This is a genomic window from Kitasatospora sp. NPDC058406, from assembly GCF_042722765.1.
Lineage (GTDB): Bacteria > Actinomycetota > Actinomycetes > Streptomycetales > Streptomycetaceae > Kitasatospora.
The window spans coordinates 1-19,483 of record NZ_JBHXKE010000014.1; the positions used below are offsets into that span (position 1 = coordinate 1).

Consider the following 19,483-nt stretch of genomic DNA (forward strand, 5'->3'; position numbering starts at 1 on the left):
GGCACGTGGACACCACCAAGGGGCCCGCCGTCTTCCTGCTGCTCAGCCTGCTGATGCCGGGTCACAAGGTCGAGGTCCAGCGGGCCGACGGCACGATCGCCGTCTTCTCGGTGGACTCGGTCGAGACCTTCGCCAAGGACGCCTTCCCCGACCAGAAGGTGTACGGGAAGACGCCGGACGCCCAGCTGCGGCTGATCACCTGTGGCGGCGTGTACGACAAGAAGCGCCGCGACTACCTGGACAACGTGGTGGTCTTCGCGCACCTGGAGTCCTCGCGCAAGGCCTGAGCCTTAGGGCCCGGGCCTTCGGCCCGGGTGCGGCGAGGACGGCGACCGCCGGCCCCTTCTCCGAGGAGGGAGCCGACGGTCGCCGTCGTCGCGCGGACCGGAGCGGCGGTCAGCCGCGGACGGTGGCCTCGAAGGCGTGCAGGTAGGGGTTGACCGGGCGGACCTCCGCGACGGACAGGCCGGCCTCCTCCATCAGCCGGACCAGGCTCGCCTCGGAGTGCTTCGCACCGCCGACGTTGAGCATCAGCAGGAGGTCCATGGCGGTGGTGAACCGCATCGACGGGCTGTCGTCGACCAGGTTCTCGACCACCACGACGCGCGCACCCGGCGTGGCCGCCGCGACCACGTTGGCCAGCGTGCGGCGGGTGCTCTCGTCGTCCCACTCCAGGATGTTCTTGATGATGTAGAGGTCGGCGTGGACCGGAATGGCCTCCCGGCAGTCGCCCGGCACCAGCCGGGCCCGCCCGGCGAAGGCGCCGCCGTCCCGCAGCCGGGGGTCGGCGCCGGCGACCACCTTGGGCAGGTCCAGCAGGGTCCCGTGCAGGGTCGGGTGCTTCTCCAGCAGGCTGGCCAGGACGTGGCCCTGGCCGCCGCCGATGTCGACCACCGAGTCGATCCCGGTGAGGTCGAGGTACGCGGCGAAGTCGGCGGCCGACTGCCGGCTGGAGGTGGTCATCGCCTTGTCGAAGACCTTCGCGGAGTCCCCGGCGTCGCTGTGGAGGTAGTCGAAGAACTCCTTGCCGAACAGCTCGGGGAAGACGTTGCGGCCGGAGCGCACCGCCTCGTCGAGCTTCGGCCAGGCCTCCCAGGTCCACGGCTCGGTGCACCAGAGGGAGATGTAGCGGAGGCTGTTGGGGGCGTCCTCGCGCAGCAGGCGGGACATCTCGGTGTGCTCGAAGCGGTCGCCGCCCGCCTCCTCGAAGATGCCGTAGCAGGTGAGGGCGCGCAGCAGACGGCGCAGCTGCCCGGGTTCGGTGCCCAGCTCGGCGGCGAGGTCGGTGACGGTGGTGGGCGTGTCGCCGAGCGCGTCGGCGACGCCGAGCCGGGCGGCCGCGCGGACGGCGGCGGCGCAGGCGGCGCCGAAGACGAGCTCCCGCAGGCGCATGGCGGCCTGCGGGGTGGTGGCGGGTGCGGTGGTCATGTGCCGTCTCTCTGCTTTCTGCAGGGTTCTGCGGGTTGCTGCGGTCTCTGACGGGGGCGAACGAGGGTCTTCGGGGTGCCCGCCGCGCCTCCGGGGCCGGAGGGGAACCGGGGCCGGAGGCGCGGCGGGTGGGGTCGGGCGGTGTGCGGGCGGTGCGCGGGCGGCGGGGCCGGTCCGGCCGGATCAGCAGTGGCCGGCCGGCTCGGAGACCGCGCAGTGGTTGCGGGCGAAGGCGTTGTCGGTGCCGGTGTCGCGGTCGGCGAGGTCGGCCGGGCCGTTGCCGACGACGAGGTTGTCGGCCACGGTGTTGCGGGCGTTGGCCACGCCGACCACGCTGTGGACGAGCACGATGCCGCCGGAGAACGGCGAGGCCCCGACGTTGTCGCGGACCTGGTTCTCCGTCACCGTGGTCTCCTCGGCGCCGGTCAGCACGATCCCGGCCCCCTGGATGTGGTCCAGGCGGGGGTTCGGCGGGCAGTAGCGGTTGTTCGCGACGACCCGGTTGCGGGTGACGGTGAGCGCGCCGGCCCGGGGCACCCCTTCGTCGCCGACGACGAAGACGCCGCCGCAGTTGCCGTGGATCTCGTTCTGCTCGACGCTCAGGTCGCGCAGGCGGCGGACGGTGACCCCGATCCGGTTGTCGGCGAGCAGGTTGCCGCTCACCACCGTGCCGTCGGCGGAGAGGGCGCCGCCCTCGCTGTCCACGGTGTTCGCGAGGAAGACACCGGACTGGCCGTTGCGGGTCGACTCGTTGGCGGTGATCACGCCCCGGGTGGACCTCTCCTGGCTGATGCCCTGCTGGCCGTTGTCGTGGACGTGGGTGGCGCGGACGGTCATGCCGTCGGTGCCGGTGGCGTTGATCCCGTTCTTGCGGAAGCCCGTGACGGCGAGCGCCTCGACGGTGACGCCCGTGAGCGGCCGGTCGTCGGCGCCGACCACGCAGAGGCCGTGCCCGGCGGTCGCACAGGCGGCAGCCGTCTCGGGGACTCCTGCCCGGGCGGTGACGGCGGGCAGGATCACGCTCTCCGGGCCGGCGCCGCGCAGGGTGAGACCGGGGGTGGCGATCCGGACGCTGCCCCGGTACTCGCCGGGGAGCAGCTGGACGGTGTCGCCGGGGAGGGCCGCGTCGACGGCCTGCTGAATCGATTCTCCGGGCCGGACCAGGTGCAACGGCCCGGCGGCCTGGGCCGGGGCGGCACCGAGGGCGGTGAGGACGGTGGTCAGGGCTGTCGTGGCGGCGGCGGTGGCCGCGGCGAGGTGGTGGACCCGTCGCGTGGGCATGAGTGGTGACCTGCTTTCTGGCGCGCTCGCGGGGGGACGCCGGCGCGGTGACGCGGTGTGGGCGGGGGATGACGGCCGGTGGGTGTCGGCCGAACCGACGCTAGGTGCGCGCCGGTGCCCCCGCCACCAGGGTTGGGCTGCCGGACTGACGGAGCGTCGGACCGGGGCCGTGCCGGAGCGGGCGGCGGGCCGGAATGGCGGCGGGCCGGAACGGCGGCGGGCCGCCGCGGGAAGGCGACGGATGCCCGGAGCGGACCGGGAACGGCGTCGCGCCCGGCCGCAGGGTGCGGTCGGGCGCGCGGGGCGAGCGGGCTGAGCGGGGCGGGCGGCAGGGGGCGGCGGTCCCGGGGCCGGAGGCACGCCGGTGAGGGGTGGAGCGGGGGCGGGGGCGGGGCCGGAGCAGGGGCGGGGGCGGAGCCGGAGCGGACCCGGCGGTCGAAGGGTCAGCCGGCGGGTGTCCCGAGGCGGACCGGCAGGGCCGCCAGGTGCCAGGCGACCGGGTTGGGGCCCCGTTCGACCGCGGTGGGGGCGACGGCGAGTGCCAGCTCCGGATACATCCGCAGCAGGGCGCCGAACGCGGCCACCGCCTCCTCGTGGGCGAGTACCGCGCCGATGCAGCGGTGGGCGCCGTGGCCGAATCCTAGGTGGACTTCGTGGTGCGGCGCGGCGGCCCGGCAGAGGTCGAGCCGCTCGGGTTCGGCGAAGACCCGGGGGTCGTGGTTGGCGCCGGCGAGGATCGGCATCACGGCCTCGCCCTTGCGGATCAGCGTGCCCGCCAGCCGGAGGTCCTCCGTGGCGTAGCGGGGCAGCGCACCGAGCGTCGGACCGCACCAGCGCATCAGCTCGTCGACGGCGGCGGGCAGCCCGGAGAGATCGGCGCGGAGCCCGGCGAGCTGCTCGGGGTGGGCGAGCAGCGCGGCCGTCCCGTTGCCGATCAGCGTGGCGGTGGTCTCGTGGCCGGCCACGATCAGGTTGAGGATCAGCGAGACCGTCTCGACCGGGTCCAGGGCCGTACCCTCGGCGGCGGCCAGCTGCGAGACGAGGTCGTCGCCGGGCTCCGTCCGTCGACGGTCGATCAGCTCCCGGGCGGCGGCGACCATCGCGCGCAGCGCCTCGTCCAGTCCCTCCCCGGCGCCCCGGCCGAGGTAGGAGCTCCAGGTGCGCCACTGCGGCCGGTCCGGCTCGGGGATGCCGAGCAGCTCGCAGATGACGGTGACCGGCAGCGGGTAGGCGAAACGGGCGACGAGGTCGGCCGTGCCGTCGGCGTCCGCGTGCTCGCGCAGGGCACGGGCGTGCTCCTCCGCGAGCCGCTCGATCCGGGGGCGGAACCGGCCGACGGTGCCGGCGGTGAACGAGGGGTGGACCAGCCCGCGCAGCCGGCGGTGCCGGGCGCCGTCCGCGTCGAACACCCCGGCGCGCAGGTACCTCTCGCACTCCGGGGGCAGGCCGCGGGCCCGCCAGACCTGCTCGGTGCGGTGGGCGGGCGTGGCACCGGGCACGTTCGCGACGTCGTTGACGAAGCGCGGGTCGCCCAGGACGGTGCGGACGTCCTCGTAGCGGGTGGCGATCCAGACCGGGTCGACGCCCGGGACGGTGCCGCGGGCGAGCGGGGCCCGTTCGCGGATCCGGGAGAAGACCTCGAACGGGCGGCGCACCAGCTCCGCGTCGCGCAGGTCGACCGTCTCGAACGGCCCGGCGGCCCCGGTGGCCCCGGTGGACTGGGTGGACTCGGCAAACTCGGCGGGCTCGGTGACGGTCATGGGAGCCTCCCTCGGGCCTCGGTTCTCGCTGCTCCCACGGATAGTGGCGGGCCCTGCACCGGCCTGTCCGGCTTCCCGGCTCCGATTCACTCGATCGAGCAAGAACGAGGCAGTCCCCGGAGGGACCGTCCGTGCACGACGACAGCCCGGCATCGGACCGCCGGCGGCCCGCGTGACATGCTCGGAGCCATGGACACCGCCACCACCACGACCGTCGCACCCGCCGAGCCCGCGGCGGGGGCCGTCCCCCCGTTCGGCGCCCGCCGCAACCCGGTCGGCGCCCATGTGCCGGTGGCCGCGCGAGGGCTGGCCGGGACGGGCCTGGCGTACGCCCGGCGGGTGGGCGCGGAGACGGTGCAGGTGTTCGTGGCCAACCCGCGCGGCTGGGCCACTCCCCCGGGCAACCCGGCCCAGGACGCCGAGTTCCGGGCCGCCTGCGCCGAACAGTCGATCCCGGCGTACGTGCACGCGCCGTACCTGATCAACTTCGGCTCGGACAATCCGGCGACCCGGGAACGCTCGGCCACCTCGCTGCGCCACTCGCTGCTGCGCGGGCACGCGATCGGCGCGCTGGGCGTGGTGCTGCACACCGGTTCCGCGGTCGGCTCGGCACCGGGCGGCGGCTCCCGGCGCGACGAGGCGATGGCGCAGGTCAGGGAGGACGTCCGCCCGCTGCTGGACGAACTGGACGCGCTCGGCGAGGACGCGCCCTGGCTGCTCCTGGAACCGACGGCGGGCCAGGGCAGTTCGCTCTGCGCGCGGATGGAGGACCTCGCCGCGTACGTGGACGCGCTGGACGGCCACCCCCGGGTCGGAGTGTGCCTGGACACCTGCCACGCCTTCGCCGCCGGTCACGACCTGGCGGTACCGGGCGGGGTCCGGGAGACGCTGGACGCCCTGGTCGAGGCCGCCGGCCCGGGCCGGCTGCGGCTGATCCACGCCAACGACTCGGAGGACGTGGTCGGCGCGCGCAAGGACCGGCACGCCAACATCGGGGCCGGCCGGATCGGCGCGGAGCCGTTCCGGGAGCTGTTCGAGCACCCGGCGACGGCGGGCGTCCCGCTGGTGGTGGAGACCCCGGACCGCAAGCACGGCGGCGACGGCACCGGCCACGCGCTGGACATCACCGCCCTGAAGGAGCTGCGGGCCCGGGCGGCCGTCCCGGCGGTCTGATCCACCGGGTGCCGCATACCCGGCGAAATCCGTGCGCGACGGGGGGAACCGCCCGGGGCCGCAGACGGTCGTCCTCGGTGTGAACGCAAACGAACAACGGATCGACCCGGTGCCCCGGCCGCTCGGCCGCCGGCGTCTCCTGCTCAGCGCCGCCGGGGGCGCCGCCGCGCTCGCCGTCGGCGGGGGAGCCGGCTGGTGGGCGCGCCGCGACGCCGACACCGGCCACCGGCTGTGGAGCCGGACGCACACGGGCGGCCGGATCGCCCTGCCCCCGTCCCCCCGGTCCTCGTTGTACCTCGCGGGCCTCGACGGGACGGTCGAGGCCCTCGACCTGCGGACCGGGGCCGCGCGCTGGAGCACCGCGATCGGTTTCCGCAAGCCCGCCGACCCCTCGTACGGCTGGCCCGTCGCCGCCGGTGACGGACTCGTCTGCGTGGCCACCGACTCCCAGGTACAGGCCCTGGACGCCGCGTCCGGGACCCTCCGGTGGACCGCGGAGGCACCGGAGGCACCGGAGGGTCCGGGGTCCGCCTCGGTCCGGGGCACCGCGGTGGACGGCGGCGTCTTCGCGACCTACGACGACCGGCTGCACGCCTACGACACCGCCACCGGCGCCCACCGCTGGAGCACCACGACGGCGGGCGGGTTCGCACCCGTCGTCGCCGGTGACACGGTCTACCTCGCCGGGGACGAGGAGAGGATCACGGCGGTCGACGCGAGCAGCGGCGAGCGGCGCTGGGAACAGCGCGCCGTCGGCGGGCTGGGCGGCAGGCCCGTGGTCCACCAGGGCGTCGTCCACCTCACCACCGCCGACCAGCAGGCACCGTCCGTCCTCGCGCTGGACGCGGCGACCGGCCGGGTGCTCTGGCAGCGCGCGCGGTTCGGCCACTGGCTGCTCTCGCCCTCCTCGGTCGCCGACGGCACGGTCTGCCTGAGCCGGAGCGACCAGGTCACCGCACTGGACGCCGTCACCGGGGAGACCCGCTGGACCGCGCAGGTGCCGCCCGGCCTGGGCGCCGGCACGAGCAGCACGACCGTCGCCGACGGCATGGTCTACGTCGCGCTGAACGACGACCGGCTCCACGCGCTCGACCTCGCCACCGGGCGGTTCCGGTGGCGCGACGAGCCGTCCTCCTTCGGCACCCAGTACACCGACCTGTCACTCGCCGCCCACGACGGGGTCGTCTACCGCGGCAGCCGCACCGGCGTCTACGCGGCGGCGGCCTCGCCGACGTGACCCGCGGACGGACCGTGGCGTAACCCGGGCTGCCGAGGAGCGGAGGCGGTGGGAGGCTGGAACGACTGACGCCTCACAGGCTGGGAGTTTCCGATGAGCCCGTCCCGGAGACTGGCCACGCTGCCCTGCGGCCGCCGCAGCAAGTGGGTGGTGCTGGCCCTGTGGCTGGTCCTGCTGGTGGTGGCGGGCCCGCTGGCGGGCAAGCTCACGGACGCCGAGGACAACCAGGCCTCCAGCTGGCTGCCCGGCAACGCCGAGTCCACCCAGGTGCTCACCGAACAGCGCGCGTTCCAGCCGGTGGACACCGCCCAGGCCGTGGTGGTCTACGAGCGCCCCGGCGGGATCACCCCCGCCGACAAGGTCGAGGCGGCCCGGGACGCGGCGGCCTTCGCCTCGACCCCGCACGTGCTGGGCCAGGTGGTCGGGCCGGTGGAGTCGGCGGACGGTCAGGCCCTGCAGACCATCGTGCCGATCGACATCGGCACCGGCGGCTGGCAGGACCTCCGCCCCGCGGTGGACAGCCTGCGGGACACGGCCGCCGCGGACAGCCTCGGCATGACCACACACGTCACCGGCCCGGCCGGGATCGGTGCGGACCAGGCCGAAGCCTTCGCCGGCATCGACAGCACGCTGCTCGCGGCCACCGTCAGCGTGGTGATCATCCTGCTGCTGCTCACCTACCGCAGCCCGGTCCTCTGGGTGCTGCCGCTGTTCTCGGCGGCCGGGGCGCTGGTGGTCTCGCAGGCGGTGATCTACCTGCTGGCCGAGCACAGCGGACTGACCGTCAACGCGCAGAGCGCCGGCATCCTGATCGTGCTGGTGCTCGGCGCCGGTACGGACTACGCGTTGCTGCTCACCGCCCGCTACCGGGAGGAGCTGCGCCGTCACGAGGACCGGCACGAGGCGATGGCGTTCGCCCTGCACCGGGCCGGGCCCGCGATCCTGGCGTCCTCCGCCACCGTGGTCGCCTCGATGCTCTGCCTGCTGATCGCCGAGATGAACTCCACCAGCGGCCTCGGTCCGGTCTGCGCGATCGGCGTGGTGGTGGCGCTGGCCGCGATGACGACCCTGCTGCCGGCGCTGCTGGTGATCGTCGGACGCTGGGTGTTCTGGCCGGTCAAGCCCGCGTTCGGGACGCCGGAACCGACCCGGACCGGCCGCTGGGCGCACGTGGGGGCGTGGATCGGGCAGCGTCCGCGCAAGGTGTGGATCGGCACCTCGCTGGCGCTGGCGGCCTGCTGCGTCGGCCTCGTCTCACTGAACGTCACCGGTCTGAGCACGGCCGGCACCTTCACCGGCAAGCCGGACTCGGTGGTCGGCCAGGAGGTGCTGGAGCAGCACTTCCCCGCCGGGACGGGTGCGCCGCTGACCGTCATCAGCACGGCCGCGGAGGCCGAGGCGGTCCGCGCGGCGACACTGGCGACGGCCGGGGTGGCGTCCGCCTCGATGCCGAGGACGCACGAGGGGGAGGCGCTGTTCCAGGCCACGCTGGCCGACCCGCCGGACAGCCCCGCCGCCGAGAAGACCGTCGACCGGGTGCGGGACGCCGTCCACGCCGTGCCGGGCGCCGACGCCAAGGTGGGCGGCTCGACGGCGGTGATCCTGGACGCCGGACGGGCCGCGACCGCCGACAACCGGGCGATCATCCCGCTCGTGCTGGGCGTGGTGCTGGTGATCCTGGCGCTGCTGCTGCGAGCGCTGACGGCGCCGCTGGTGCTGGTCGCCACGGTCGTGCTGTCGTACGCGGCCGCACTCGGGATCAGCGCGTTCTTCTTCGAGCACGTCTTCCACTTCGAAGGGGTGGACCACGCGTTCCCGCTGTTCGTCTTCGTCTTCCTGGTGGCACTGGGGATCGACTACAACATCTTCCTGATGACCCGGGTGCGGGAGGAGTCCGCGCATCGCGGCACCCGGGCGGGGGCGGTGGCCGGGCTCGCGGCGACCGGTGGGGTGATCACCTCGGCCGGACTGATCCTGGCGAGCACCTTCGCGGTGCTGGGCACCCTGCCCGTCGTCGGGTTCGCCGAGATCGGGTTCGCGGTGGCGCTGGGGGTGCTGCTGGACACGCTGGTGGTGCGGTCGGTGCTGGTGACGGCGGTGACGATGGATCTGGACCGACACATGTGGTGGCCGAGCAAGTTGGCCAGGCAAGTTCCTCCGCCCAAGGAGGAGTTGGCCAGACAGCTTTGAGTTACCGATGAGTTCATATGGTTATCGTTCACTGTCTTGCCGGGCGTGGCCCGTCCCGCATTGACTGCGGTCATGCCAATTCCCTCCACGCGCCGCCCGGGCGCGCGCCTCGCCGCGGCCTGCACGGCCGCCGCCGCCCTGCTCGCCCCGCTCGCCGCCGCACCGAGCGCCGGCGCGGCGACCACCGCCCCCGGGTCCACCCCGGCCGCCACCACCGCCGGGGCCGCGGCGGTCCTCACCGTGCCGGCGCTCAAGGTGCTGACGTACAACGTCTTCCTGATGAGCAAGAACCTCTACCCCAACTGGGGCCAGGACCACCGGGCCAAGGCCATCCCCGCCGCCGGCTTCTTCCAGGGCCAGGACGTGGTCGTCCTCCAGGAGGCCTTCGACAACGCCGCCTCCGACCAGCTGGTCGCCCAGGCGTCGGCCGCGTACCCGTACCACACCCCCGTCGTCGGCCGCTCCACCAGCGGCTGGGACGCCACCTCCGGCAGCTACAGCTCCAGCACCCCGGAGGACGGCGGGGTCACGCTGCTCAGCAAGTGGCCCATCCTCCGCAAGGAGCAGTACGTGTTCAAGGACGCGTGCGGGGCGGACTGGTGGTCGAACAAGGGCTTCGTCTACGCCGTGCTCGACGTCAACGGCCTGCGCACGCACGTGATCGGCACCCACCTCCAGTCCACCGACACCGGCTGCTCCGCCGGCGAGCCGGCGGCCGTCCGGGCGGCCCAGCTCAAGACGATGAAGTCCTTCGTCGACGCCAAGAACATCCCGGCCGCCGAGCCGGTCGTCCTCGCCGGCGACCTCAACATCGACTCGCACGGCACCGAGTACCCCTCGCTGCTCGCCAACGCGGGCGTCGCCCCCGCCGACACCCGCACCGGCTGGGCCGACTCCTTCGACACCGCCGACAACTCGATCGCCGCCTACCGCTACCCCGGTGAGCCCAACGAGGACCTCGACTACGTCCTCTACCGCGCCGACCACGCGCGCCCGGCGACCTACGGCAACACGGTGGTCCGGTTCCACAGCTCGCCCTGGACCGTGAGCAGTTGGGGCAAGAACTACACCTACACGGACCTCTCCGACCACTACCCGGTGACGGCCGGCTAGCGACCTCCGCCGCTACGGCGGGCCCGCCCGGCGGCCCGCCGTACCGGCCCGCCGGGCGGCCGGCGCGTGCTCAGCCCGCGCCGGTGAACCGCCGGTAGGCGACGGCCAGGGCGGCGTCCAGCGGCCGGCCGCGCACGGTGATCCCCGTCGGGCCCAACTCGTCCAGCGCGGTGACCGGTTCGCGGCCGTCGTCGACGGGGGGCGGCACCCTCCCCTGCCAGAAGGTGTCGAGGAGCTCGGCAAGCGGACGCTCCCCCGATGCGGATCCCGACGTGGATCCCGGTGCGGCTCCCGGTGCGGATTCGGACACGGCTGCGGATCACTCCCCGATCACGTCGGCGGACAGGGTGAGCAGCTCACGCAGCCGCTCGGTGGGCAGTTCGGCGAGCCACTGCTCGCCGTCACCGACCACGGCGTCGGCCAACGTCCGCTTGGCCGCGATCAGTTCGTCGATCCGCTCCTCGACCGTACCGACGCAGAGCAGCCGCCGGACCTGCACCACCCGACGCTGCCCGATCCGGTGCGCGCGGTCGGTGGCCTGGTCCTCGACCGCCGGGTTCCACCACCGGTCCAGGTGGATCACCTGGTTCGCGGCGGTCAGGTTGAGCCCGGTGCCGCCGGCCTTCAGCGAGAGCAGGAAGACCCGCGGCCCGCCCGGCGACTGGAACCGTTCGACCAGCTCGTCCCGGCTCGCGCGCGGCACCCCGCCGTGCAGGTACAGCACCTCCTCGCCCAACCGCCGCCGCAGGTAGGGCCGGAGCATGCCGCCGAACTCCGCGTACTGGGTGAAGACCAACGCCCGGTCGCCCTCCGCCAGCGCCTCCTCCAGCACCTCCACCAGCCGTTCCACCTTGCCCGACCGGCCCTCCAGCGCCGTCCCGTCGTGCAGCAGCTGCGCCGGATGGTTGCACACCTGCTTGAGCCGGCCGATCGCCGCCAGCACCGCGCCCTTGCGCTCCACCCCGCGCAGCCCGCCCAACCGCTCCAGCAGGTCGGCGACCACCGCCCGGTAGAGGCCCGCCTGCTCGGCGGTCAGACCGCACCGGACGGTGAACTCCTGCTTGGCGGGCAGGTCCTGGACGATCGACGGGTCGCTCTTGCGGCGGCGCAGCAGGAACGGTCCGGCGAGCCGCCGCAGCCGCGCCGCGGCGTCGGCGCTGCCCGCCTGCTCCACCGGGATCGCGAACCGCTCCTTGAACCCCTCCGCGGTACCGAACAGCCCCGGGTTGGCGAAGTCCAGTACCGCGTGCAGGTCGGCCAGCCGGTTCTCCACCGGCGTGCCGGTCAGCGCGATCCGCGGGCCCGAGCGGAGCGACCGGAGCGCGCGGGACTGCCGCGCGGACCGGTTCTTGATGTGCTGCGCCTCGTCCGCGACGATCCTCCGCCACGGGATCCGGCGCAGCTCGGCGGTGTCCCGCTGGACCAGCCCGTACGTGGTGATCACCAGATCGGCGTGGTCGGCGGCCGGCCCGGGCTCGGCCCGGTCGGCGCCGTGGTGGACGTGCACCCGCAGGCCCGGGGTGAACCGGGCGGCCTCCCGCTGCCAGGTGCCGACCATCGTCATCGGGCAGACCAGCAGGACCGGCCCGGTGTCGCCGCGTTCCTTCTCCAGGGCCAGCAGCGCCAGGGTCTGCACGGTCTTGCCGAGACCCATGTCGTCGGCCAGCACGGCGCCGAGGCCCAGCCGGCCCAGCGCGTCCAGCCAGGCCAGTCCCCGCCGCTGGTACGGACGGAGCGTCCCGGTGAACCCGGCCGGCAGCACCGGCACCCGGTCGGCCCCGCCCGGCCGCCCGGCCAGCAGCTCGCCGATCGGCCCGGTGGCGTGGACGGCCGCCACCGGCAGGCCGTCGACCACCGCTCCGTCGTCCACGGCCAGCCGCACCAGCTCGGCCGCCGCCATGACCCCGCTGCCCCGCTCGGCCAGGAACCGCACAGCGGCGGCGAGTTGGGCCGCGTCGACCTCCACCCAGCGACCGCGCAGCCGGACCAGACCCTGCTGGGCGGCCGCGAGCTCGGCCAGCTCCTCCTCGGTGAGTCCCAGTTCGCCGATGGCGAGCTGCCACTGGAAGGCCAGCACGGCGTCCCGGTCGACCTGGGCCGTCCGCTTGACCGCGCCCGGCCCGTCGCCGGGCGCACCCGCGGTGAGCACCAGGCCGAGCCGGGGCCGCCGCTGCCACCAGGCCGGGAGCAGCACGCCGAACCCGGCGAGGGTGAGCGCGGGCGCGCCGTCCCGCAGGAAGCGCAGCGCGCCCTCCCGGTCGAGGTCCGCCCCGGCCGGAAGCGGCCCCGTCAGCACGGCGCGCAACGGCGGGTGGACCCGGGCGGCCCGCTCCAGCTCGGCGAGGAACGCCTCGGCCGGGTCGGGGACCAGCCGGGCCAGCGCCTCGTAGGCCGGGTCCGGATACCCCGGCCGCAGCGCGGCGGCCGGCACCACCAGCGACGGCCGCTCCACCGCCTGGACCATCAGGTCGAGCCGCCAGGCGTCGGCGACCGCCCCGCCGTCGGGGTCGTCCGGATCGGGACCGAGCGGTTCGGCGAGTCGGAACCCGAGCCGGACCGGAGCGTCCGCCGGCCGGGCCGACTGCCAGCCGGCCAGCCGCTCGGGCAGGCCGTCGGGCGGCGGTCCGCCCAGGCGGCCGTCGGGCGAGTGGAGCGCGGCGAGGAACGGTTCGGCGGGCGGGTCGAGATCCGCCAGGGCGGCGCGGGCCTCCTGGTCGACGAGCGTGCCCAGCACCTCGGCGAGCAGGGCGGCGGCCGTCGGGGCTGACGTGGTCGGGGTCGGGGTCGGGGTGGTCGGAGCGGCCACGGCGGTCGGGGTGGGTCCGGCGGGCCCGGACGCGGTCGGGGCGGCGCCGCCGGCCCGGTGGTCCTCCGCCCGGCAGACCGGCGGGCACCCGGCGACCAGCGCCGTCGCCTCACGGCGGGCCGGGGCGTCCAGGGCGGGTCGCCAGCGCGCGTACCACTCCCCCGCCTCCTCGGCCGGCGCAGGCACCAGCCGCCCCCGCCCGACCAGCCGCCAGGCGAGGTCGTGGACGGCCGCCAGCCAGCGCACCGACGCGCCGTACGCCAGCTCGGCCGACGTACCGTCCGGGAGCCGGACGGTCGCACCCGGCCAGTGCGGATCGTGCAGGGCGCCGAGCAACTGGGCCGCCTGCGCCGGGTCGAACAGCAGCGTCGGCACCCGCCAGGGGGCCAGCCCGATCCCCCGGGGCGCGGCACCGACCGGCAGGTCCGGCGACGGCACCGGGCGCCCGGCGAGCGAGGGCAGCAGCAGTCCGGTCCACCGCTCCGACGCCTGCTCCGCCAGCCACCCCACCCCCGGTCCGACCCCGCCCAGCAGCCGGACCACCTCGTCCGCCGCGCACGCGAACGGATGCCCGCCCCGGCCCCGCTCCACGGGGCCGCGATCACCCCGGTACGCCGCCGCGTCCTCCACCCACACCGCGAGCCGGCCGTCGGCCCGCCAGAGTGCGTGCAGGGCGTACATCGGCGGACGGAGCCTCTCGGAGGGGACGGCGGGGGTACGGGACCGTACGGGAACGACGGACCTCCCACCCTAGCCCGCCCCTCCGACAACACCCCCGAACGGCAAGCGGGGCGGCAACCCGGACGGCAAGCGGAGCGGCAAGCGGGGCGGTGCCCGCGGGCCGGGCGCCCGTCGGCGGACCCGGCCCGGCCTCCACCCGGATGCGTCACCACGCCGCACCACGCCGCACCGCGCCGGAAAGGACGCCCGGGAACGGTTCACCCGGCAGCGTCATCTGCGAAAGGATGCCGTCGTGCACAACGCGTCGAGCCGGTCGGAGAGCCCCGAACCGGATCAGATTCCTCTACGGCATCGGGACCACGGTCGCTGAAGCGCCGTCGATCCCGCCATGCCCGATCACCCGAGAGAGCTACGCTCACGTGACTGCTCCTGGAAACACCCGCACCGCCGGCACCTCGTCGGCCGGCCCCGCCCCGGCGGACCCCGCCGAGGAGGACGAGGCCGTCTCCTTCGCCCGCCGCTTCCTCGCCCGCGGTCCGGAGAGGCTGCTCGCCGAGGACCGCGCGGATCGCCGGCTCCGCCGGACCGTCCGGCGGCACTGGGGACCGGCGTTGGACGCCTACCGTCTCGTCCTCGCGGCGGTCCTCGACCTGCAGGGCGACCTCCACGCGAAGTGCTCCGCAGAGGCGGCCGCCCGGCAGGACGCCGGGTTCGAGGCGCTCTCCCGGTTGCAGGCGCGGGCCGTCCAACTGGCCAGGGACGTGCACGACGACCTCGACGGCGGATTCGTCGACACGGCCTTCGCCCGCTGGCGGGGCCTGCACGAAGTGTCCGTGATCGCGCAGGTCCTGGCCGAGTTCGGCCGGGTCCCCGCCTACACCGACCTCTCCGAACGCTTCCTCCTGCACGACATCGTCCACAACGCCGGCGACGCGCGGCTCTACCAGGAGCACTACGAGAAGCTCGGCTGGGAGTCGCTCTCCACCGACACCATCGCCAGGATCGAGGCGACCCGCGACGAGCTCGTGCACCAGTTCGGTGAGCACTACGCCTTTCCCTACGGCTGGGCGATCGGGCTGCCGGGGATGGAGGCGGGCGTCAACCAGAACGCCCTGTACCGGCTGGCCGAGATCCACCCCCTGCACCCCCTCCACCGCTGGTCCGGGCACTTCGTCCAGTCCGACGCCAGGAGCGCCGCGTTCACCGTGGTCGACCTGGCCGAGGGCGTGCGGCCGGTGGCCAGGACCACGACGTCCGGACTGGACGGGCCGGCCTGCTGGGCCATGGACTCCCTGTTCCGGTGCACCGCGGTGTTCGCCCTCTACGCGCCGCCGGCACCTTCGCCGGACCTGCTCTGCGTGGGCAACACCGGTCGGCTGGACGGGATCGAGATCCTCATCGACCACGCGGCGCAGCTGTTCGACGCCGCCGACGTCGCCGAGCGCCGCGCCACGGCACGGAACCTCGCCAAGCAGCGGACGAGGCCGCACGAGCCGGCCGACGCGTTCGGATAGGGCGCGTCCCGGCCGCGTCCCGGACTGCGAGGCCGGGCAGTGTTCCGAACCGCGTCGGGGGCCGGCCGGGGTGACCGGCCGGCCCCCGTCGCGGGTCAGGGGGCGTCGGAGCGCTGGGCCGGGACGGACCGGTCCCGCTGGAGGTCGAGGAGTTCACGGAAGAGCCCGCCGGGCCGGGCGGCGAGTTCGTCCCAGGTCCCGGTCTGGACGACGAGGCCCTGGTCCATGACGACGACGCGGTCGGCGAGGCGGGCGTTGGCGATGTTGTGGGTCACCAGAAGGATGATCCGACCGGGTGCGAAGCCGCGCAGGGCGTGCAGGATGCGGTGTTCGGCGCGCGGGTCGAGGTCGGAGGTCGGCTCGTCGAGGATCAGCAGACCGGGGTTGAGGGTGGTGCGGTAGAAGGCGCGCGCCACGGCCGCACGCTGCCAGCCGCCGCCGGACAGTTCGGCGCCGCCCATCCAGCCCTGGGCGAGCAGGGTGTGCCAACCGGACCGCAGCCGGGCGACGGTCTCGTCGAAGCCGGTGTGCCCGGCGGCCCGCCGGACCTCCGCCAGGGTGGTGTCGCCGACCGCCCGGGAACGGCCGGCCAGGTCGGCCCGGCCGGCCCGGTCCGGGTCCTCGGTGCGCTCGGCGTCACCGACGTGTCCGAGGTGGATGTTCTCGGTGGCGTTCAGCGGCCAGCGGGCGAACTCCTGCGGGACGCGCGCCACCCGGCGCCACAGGCCGTCGGCGTCGAGCTCCTCGATCGGCACGCCGTCCCAGGTGATCCGGCCGCCCTGCGGGAGGTAGAGACCGGAGATCAGCTTGAGGAGCGTGGACTTCCCGCTGCCGTTCTGACCGATCACCGCGACGATCTCGTCGCGACGCAGCGTCAGGCTGACGCCCCGCAGCGCCGGATCCTGCTGCTCGCCGGGGTAGGCGTAGCTGAGGTCGGTGACGGCGACCGTGGCCGGCGCACCGGGGACGACGGTGCCCCGCCGGATGCGGTGGCCACCGGCCTCGTCGAGGAAACGGAAGTAGTCGTCCAGGTAGAGGCCCATCCGGTAGAGGCGGGCACCGTTGCCGACCACGCCCTGGATGCCGCCGCCGGCGGTGCGCAGCGCGAAGGTGGCGGAACCGGCGGCGGCCAGCCCGATCCGGTCGGAGGCGACCAGGTAGAGCAGGGTGCCCCAGACCAGCGCGGCGCCCGCGCCGGTGCCGAACGCCGCGTACAGGGAGACCCGGGTGGCCCGGCGGACGGCCCGGTCGGTGGCCACGGCGATCCGGTCCTCGGTCTGCCGGTACTTGTCGAGCATGAACGGCGTGACCTGGTCCGACCTGACCTGGTCGGCACGGCCCTTGTCGATGAGGAACCAGCGGTAGACCCGCAGCGCCGCCCGCTCCTCGTTGGTGCCGACGGAGGCGAGGTAGTGGATGCGGGCGGTCCGCACGGCGGCGACGCCGGTCGGCACCGAACCGAGCAACAGGAACGGGACCAGCCACGGGTGGAGGGTGGCGAGGACGCCGGCCGCGGCGAGCAGGCTCACGGCGGAGGCGATCACGTCCTGGGCGTTGGAGAGCAGGTCGGGCGTGGTGGCGGCGCCCCGGTCGGCGGCCTCCCAGCTCTCCGCGTAGGCGGGTTCGTCGTAGGCGGCGAGCTCGGCGGCGCAGCCGGCCTCGATCAGTGCGAGGTCGGCCTCGCGGTTGATCCGGGGCGACACCCGCCCGGAGAGGCTGGTGACGGCGATGGCGAGGACGGCGCGCAGCGCGACGGAGGCGGTGAGGACGGTGAGGGAGGGGGCGGCGTCGCGGAGGTGGTCGGTGACGGGCCCGGGGACGAGCAACGCGTCGAGGGTGCCGGTGGTGAAGTAGAGGGCGAGGGCGCCGAACACACCGGACAGGGCCTGGCAGACGAGCAGCAGCACGGTGGCGGAGCGGTCCGCCCGCCACGCGAGGGAGAGCGCCCTGCGGACCAGGTGCGGCAGACGCCGCACCATGGCGAGGGTGGAGATCGACGCGCCGGCCTTGAGCCGGTTGTCGCCGTAGAAGCGGGCGCGGAACTCCTCGGAGTGCTCCGGCTCCCCGCCGTCCTGCCGGTCGGTCAGACCGTCCTCGGTCAGGCCGTCCTCGGGCAGGTCACCGTCGGTCGGACCGTCCTCGGTCGGACCGTCCTCGGGCCGGTCGCGGTCGGGCCGGTCATGTTGCGCGTGGGACTGCGTCACGTTGCTCCCTGGGTCGTCTGCCGGTGCGGCACGGGCGACCCCCTTCCCGCTGCCGGTGGGCGCGCGGGAGCGGCAGCCAAGCCGGGCGGCTCGGCTGCGGACGGGTGGGGTCTCGCCGGTGCGGTCCCCGATCCTGGCAGCGGTCCACCGGGCTCCTCGGCGTGTCCCGACGGCACTCACTCGATCCGGCGAAGTCCGTGTCGGCATCGGCGAGTTGGTGGCGATCAAGCCCCGCGCCCCACCGGTGCCGCGGCCACGGGAGACGGACGCCCGCGGCACCGGGCTCCCACGCGTCAGGCGGTGCTTCCCGTCGCGCCCGGGGCCGCGAAGGCGCGACGGAGTTCGGCGGCGGGGCCGCCCGGATCACCGGCGGGCAGGCGCGCGGCCAGGTAGCCGTCCGGGCGGATCAGGAAGGCCGCTCCCGCGCCCGTCCCCGCGTCCGCGCCGTCGCGTGCGCCGTCGCCCGGGGCGTAGGCCGCCCGGAACGCCCCGGCGACGTCCCGGACGTACGGGAGTCGCAGACCGTCCGGCCGGGAGTCCGCCCCGGCGGCCAGGACCACGTGGACGTCGAGGAGGCCGTGGGCCGCCGAACGCGCGGCGGCCGCGGTCCCGTGGAGTCGTTCCGCCGGTGTTCCCGCGTCGGCGTACAGCAGCAGGGCGTGCCGGGGGCTGCGCAGCAGGTCGAACAGGCGCTGCGGGAAGGCGGTCAGCGGCCGCTCCAGCCCGCCGCAGTCCGGCGCCCGGTCACCGGCGAGGGGGCCGTGGCCGCCGCCGGGGTCCCCGGCCCCGCCGCCGGGCGGGGTCAGCGGTCCGCCGCGGTAGCCGACCAGCAGTTGGGCCTCCCGGAGCAGCAGGGTGGTCAGGTCGTCCGGGTCGGCGTCGAAGCCCGCCCGGGCGTGGCGCACCGTGCGTCCGACGACCTCCTCGCCCACCGCGTGGCGTTCCGCGTGGTAGCTGTCGAGCAGTCCGTCGGCGGCGATCCCCCGGACCGCGAGGGCGAGCTTCCAGGCCAGGTTGTACGCGTCCTGGACCCCGGTGTTCATGCCCTGGGCACCGGTGGGCGGGTGGATGTGGGCCGCGTCGCCGGCGAGGAGGAGCCGGCCCTCCCGGTAGCGGTCGGCCAGCCGGTGGCTGATCCGGAAGACCGACGACCAGCGCAGCGCGGTGGCCGTGGTGGGCTGCGGCGACAACCGGTCGAGCACGGCCTGGATGTGCCGCAACTCCGGTGCGCGGCCGCGTTCGAGACCGTGAGCGACCTCCCCGGACGGCGCGGAGGCCAGCTCGGGCGGGACGAGCATCGACATCCGGTACCGCCGTCGGCCCGGCAGCGGTATGCAGACCAGCAGGTCGTCGGCGACCCCGTCGGCGTCCAGGTGGGTGGCGCGCACGCCGTAGCCGTCGGGGAGGTCCCAGTCGACCTCGACGTCGCCCAGCATGTACTGCTCGGGGAAGGCGTCGCCCTCGAAGGCGATCCCGGCCGCACGGCGCACCCGGCTGTGCGCGCCGTCGCAGCCGACGACGTACCGCGCGGCCGCCTCCCGCGGCCCGTCCGGCGTGGCGAGCGAGACGCGGACGTGGTCGTCGCGCTGCTCCAGGTCCAGCAGTTCGGTGCCGCGCTCGACGGCCGTCCCGTAGCCGGCGAGGTGGTCGGTGAGCAGCCGCTCCGTGGTGTACTGCGGGAGCGCGGCGAAGCGGTACGGCACGTCGGCGGGCAGGTCGAGGTCGATCCGCGGGCCGGGATCGCCGTTCACGAAAATCAACTGGCCCCGCATCGGCACGGCTTCGTCGAGGACCTCGCGGACCAGCCCCATGGCGTCCCAGACCTCCAGGGTGCGGGGCTGGATGCCGACCGCCTTGGCGTACGGCTGCGGGGCGGGCAGACGGTCGACGATCCGGCACTCGACGCCGCGGCGGCGAAGCTCCGCGGCGGCCGTCAGTCCGACCGGCCCCGCCCCCACGACCAGTACCTCGGTGTCACCCATGACCACTCCTCGGTGCCGGGAGCACACCCGTCCGTGGTTCCAGGCTGCCCCGCCCGCACGCCGACGCGCCACTCGGCCCGGCGCCGCGGCCGTCCGGCCCCCGCCGGCGGCCCA

Annotated in this window: 13 protein-coding genes; 6 read left to right on the forward strand and 7 right to left on the reverse strand. The window is 75.1% G+C overall.

Translation table 11 applies throughout. The annotated features are described in order from the left end of the window. A partial coding sequence (locus ACFWOG_RS04965; protein WP_380354895.1) for a sortase domain-bontaining protein occupies positions 1 to 287 on the forward strand: 287 nt, incomplete at its 5' end. Between the two features lie 109 nt (positions 288 to 396). On the opposite strand, the gene ACFWOG_RS04970 is transcribed toward ACFWOG_RS04965, so the two are convergent. The 3 genes from ACFWOG_RS04970 to ACFWOG_RS04980 all read right to left on the reverse strand — a co-directional run bounded on the left by ACFWOG_RS04970 (position 397) and on the right by ACFWOG_RS04980 (position 4,469). Next, positions 397 to 1,428, reverse strand: coding sequence for a methyltransferase (locus ACFWOG_RS04970; RefSeq protein ID WP_329951000.1), 1,032 nt, complete (start codon positions 1,426 to 1,428; stop codon positions 397 to 399). Between the two features lie 183 nt (positions 1,429 to 1,611). After that, a complete protein-coding gene (locus tag ACFWOG_RS04975) occupies positions 1,612 to 2,709 on the reverse strand; it encodes a nitrous oxide reductase family maturation protein NosD (RefSeq protein ID WP_380354898.1) in 1,098 nt (365 codons plus the stop codon). 443 nt (positions 2,710 to 3,152) lie between these two features. Continuing rightward, on the reverse strand, positions 3,153 to 4,469 hold the full coding sequence (locus tag ACFWOG_RS04980) for a cytochrome P450 (protein WP_380354901.1): 1,317 nt from the start codon (positions 4,467 to 4,469) through the stop codon (positions 3,153 to 3,155). Between the two features lie 189 nt (positions 4,470 to 4,658). On the opposite strand from ACFWOG_RS04980, the gene ACFWOG_RS04985 reads away from it, so the two are divergent. The 4 genes from ACFWOG_RS04985 (at position 4,659) to sph (ending at position 10,182) form a co-directional block, all read left to right on the forward strand. Then, on the forward strand, positions 4,659 to 5,642 hold the full coding sequence (locus ACFWOG_RS04985) for a deoxyribonuclease IV (protein ID WP_355405063.1): 984 nt from the start codon (positions 4,659 to 4,661) through the stop codon (positions 5,640 to 5,642). 79 nt (positions 5,643 to 5,721) lie between these two features. Continuing rightward, positions 5,722 to 6,879: a PQQ-binding-like beta-propeller repeat protein gene (locus ACFWOG_RS04990; RefSeq protein WP_329950996.1), complete on the forward strand. Its 1,158-nt coding sequence runs from the start codon at positions 5,722 to 5,724 to the stop codon at positions 6,877 to 6,879. 93 nt (positions 6,880 to 6,972) lie between these two features. Then, a complete protein-coding gene (locus tag ACFWOG_RS04995; RefSeq protein WP_380354905.1) occupies positions 6,973 to 9,069 on the forward strand; it encodes an MMPL family transporter in 2,097 nt (698 codons plus the stop codon). 72 nt (positions 9,070 to 9,141) lie between these two features. Then, positions 9,142 to 10,182 carry a sphingomyelin phosphodiesterase gene (sph, locus tag ACFWOG_RS05000; RefSeq protein ID WP_380354908.1) on the forward strand — a complete coding sequence of 347 codons (1,041 nt, stop codon included), beginning with the start codon at positions 9,142 to 9,144 and terminating at the stop codon, positions 10,180 to 10,182. A gap of 70 nt (positions 10,183 to 10,252) precedes the next feature. On the opposite strand, the gene ACFWOG_RS05005 is transcribed toward sph, so the two are convergent. Together ACFWOG_RS05005 and ACFWOG_RS05010 are read right to left on the reverse strand one after the other, a co-directional pair. Further along, on the reverse strand, positions 10,253 to 10,492 hold the full coding sequence (locus tag ACFWOG_RS05005) for a hypothetical protein (protein WP_380354911.1): 240 nt from the start codon (positions 10,490 to 10,492) through the stop codon (positions 10,253 to 10,255). Positions 10,493 to 10,501: 9 nt separating this feature from the next. Then, positions 10,502 to 13,669 (reverse strand): SNF2-related protein, encoded by a 3,168-nt coding sequence (locus tag ACFWOG_RS05010; protein ID WP_380354914.1) that lies wholly within the window; start codon positions 13,667 to 13,669, stop codon positions 10,502 to 10,504. A 419-nt stretch (positions 13,670 to 14,088) separates the two neighbouring features. On the opposite strand from ACFWOG_RS05010, the gene ACFWOG_RS05015 reads away from it, so the two are divergent. After that, entirely contained in the window at positions 14,089 to 15,183 is a 1,095-nt protein-coding gene (locus ACFWOG_RS05015; protein ID WP_380354916.1) for a DUF5677 domain-containing protein, read from the forward strand. 95 nt (positions 15,184 to 15,278) lie between these two features. Here the strand turns inward: ACFWOG_RS05015 and ACFWOG_RS05020 are convergent, their stop codons facing one another. Next, positions 15,279 to 17,387, reverse strand: a complete 2,109-nt coding sequence (locus tag ACFWOG_RS05020) for an ATP-binding cassette domain-containing protein (RefSeq protein WP_380354919.1) — start codon at positions 17,385 to 17,387, stop codon at positions 15,279 to 15,281. A 293-nt stretch (positions 17,388 to 17,680) separates the two neighbouring features. Then, positions 17,681 to 19,369, reverse strand: coding sequence for an FAD-dependent monooxygenase (locus ACFWOG_RS05025; RefSeq protein ID WP_380354924.1), 1,689 nt, complete (start codon positions 19,367 to 19,369; stop codon positions 17,681 to 17,683). Between the last annotated feature and the right edge of the window lie 114 nt (positions 19,370 to 19,483).

Excerpts from the sequence above, each read along its gene's own strand:
- ACFWOG_RS04995 (WP_380354905.1), top strand. The coding sequence starts at position 6,973 with ATGAGCCCGTCCCGGAGACTGGCCACGCTGCCCTGCGGCCGCCGCAGC.
- ACFWOG_RS05010 (WP_380354914.1), bottom strand. The coding sequence starts at position 13,669 with ATGTACGCCCTGCACGCACTCTGGCGGGCCGACGGCCGGCTCGCGGTG.
- ACFWOG_RS04985 (WP_355405063.1), top strand. The coding sequence starts at position 4,659 with ATGGACACCGCCACCACCACGACCGTCGCACCCGCCGAGCCCGCGGCG.
- ACFWOG_RS04975 (WP_380354898.1), bottom strand. The coding sequence starts at position 2,709 with ATGCCCACGCGACGGGTCCACCACCTCGCCGCGGCCACCGCCGCCGCC.
- ACFWOG_RS04980 (WP_380354901.1), bottom strand. The coding sequence starts at position 4,469 with ATGACCGTCACCGAGCCCGCCGAGTTTGCCGAGTCCACCCAGTCCACC.
- ACFWOG_RS04970 (WP_329951000.1), bottom strand. The coding sequence starts at position 1,428 with ATGACCACCGCACCCGCCACCACCCCGCAGGCCGCCATGCGCCTGCGG.
- sph (WP_380354908.1), top strand. The coding sequence starts at position 9,142 with ATGCCAATTCCCTCCACGCGCCGCCCGGGCGCGCGCCTCGCCGCGGCC.
- ACFWOG_RS05025 (WP_380354924.1), bottom strand. The coding sequence starts at position 19,369 with ATGGGTGACACCGAGGTACTGGTCGTGGGGGCGGGGCCGGTCGGACTG.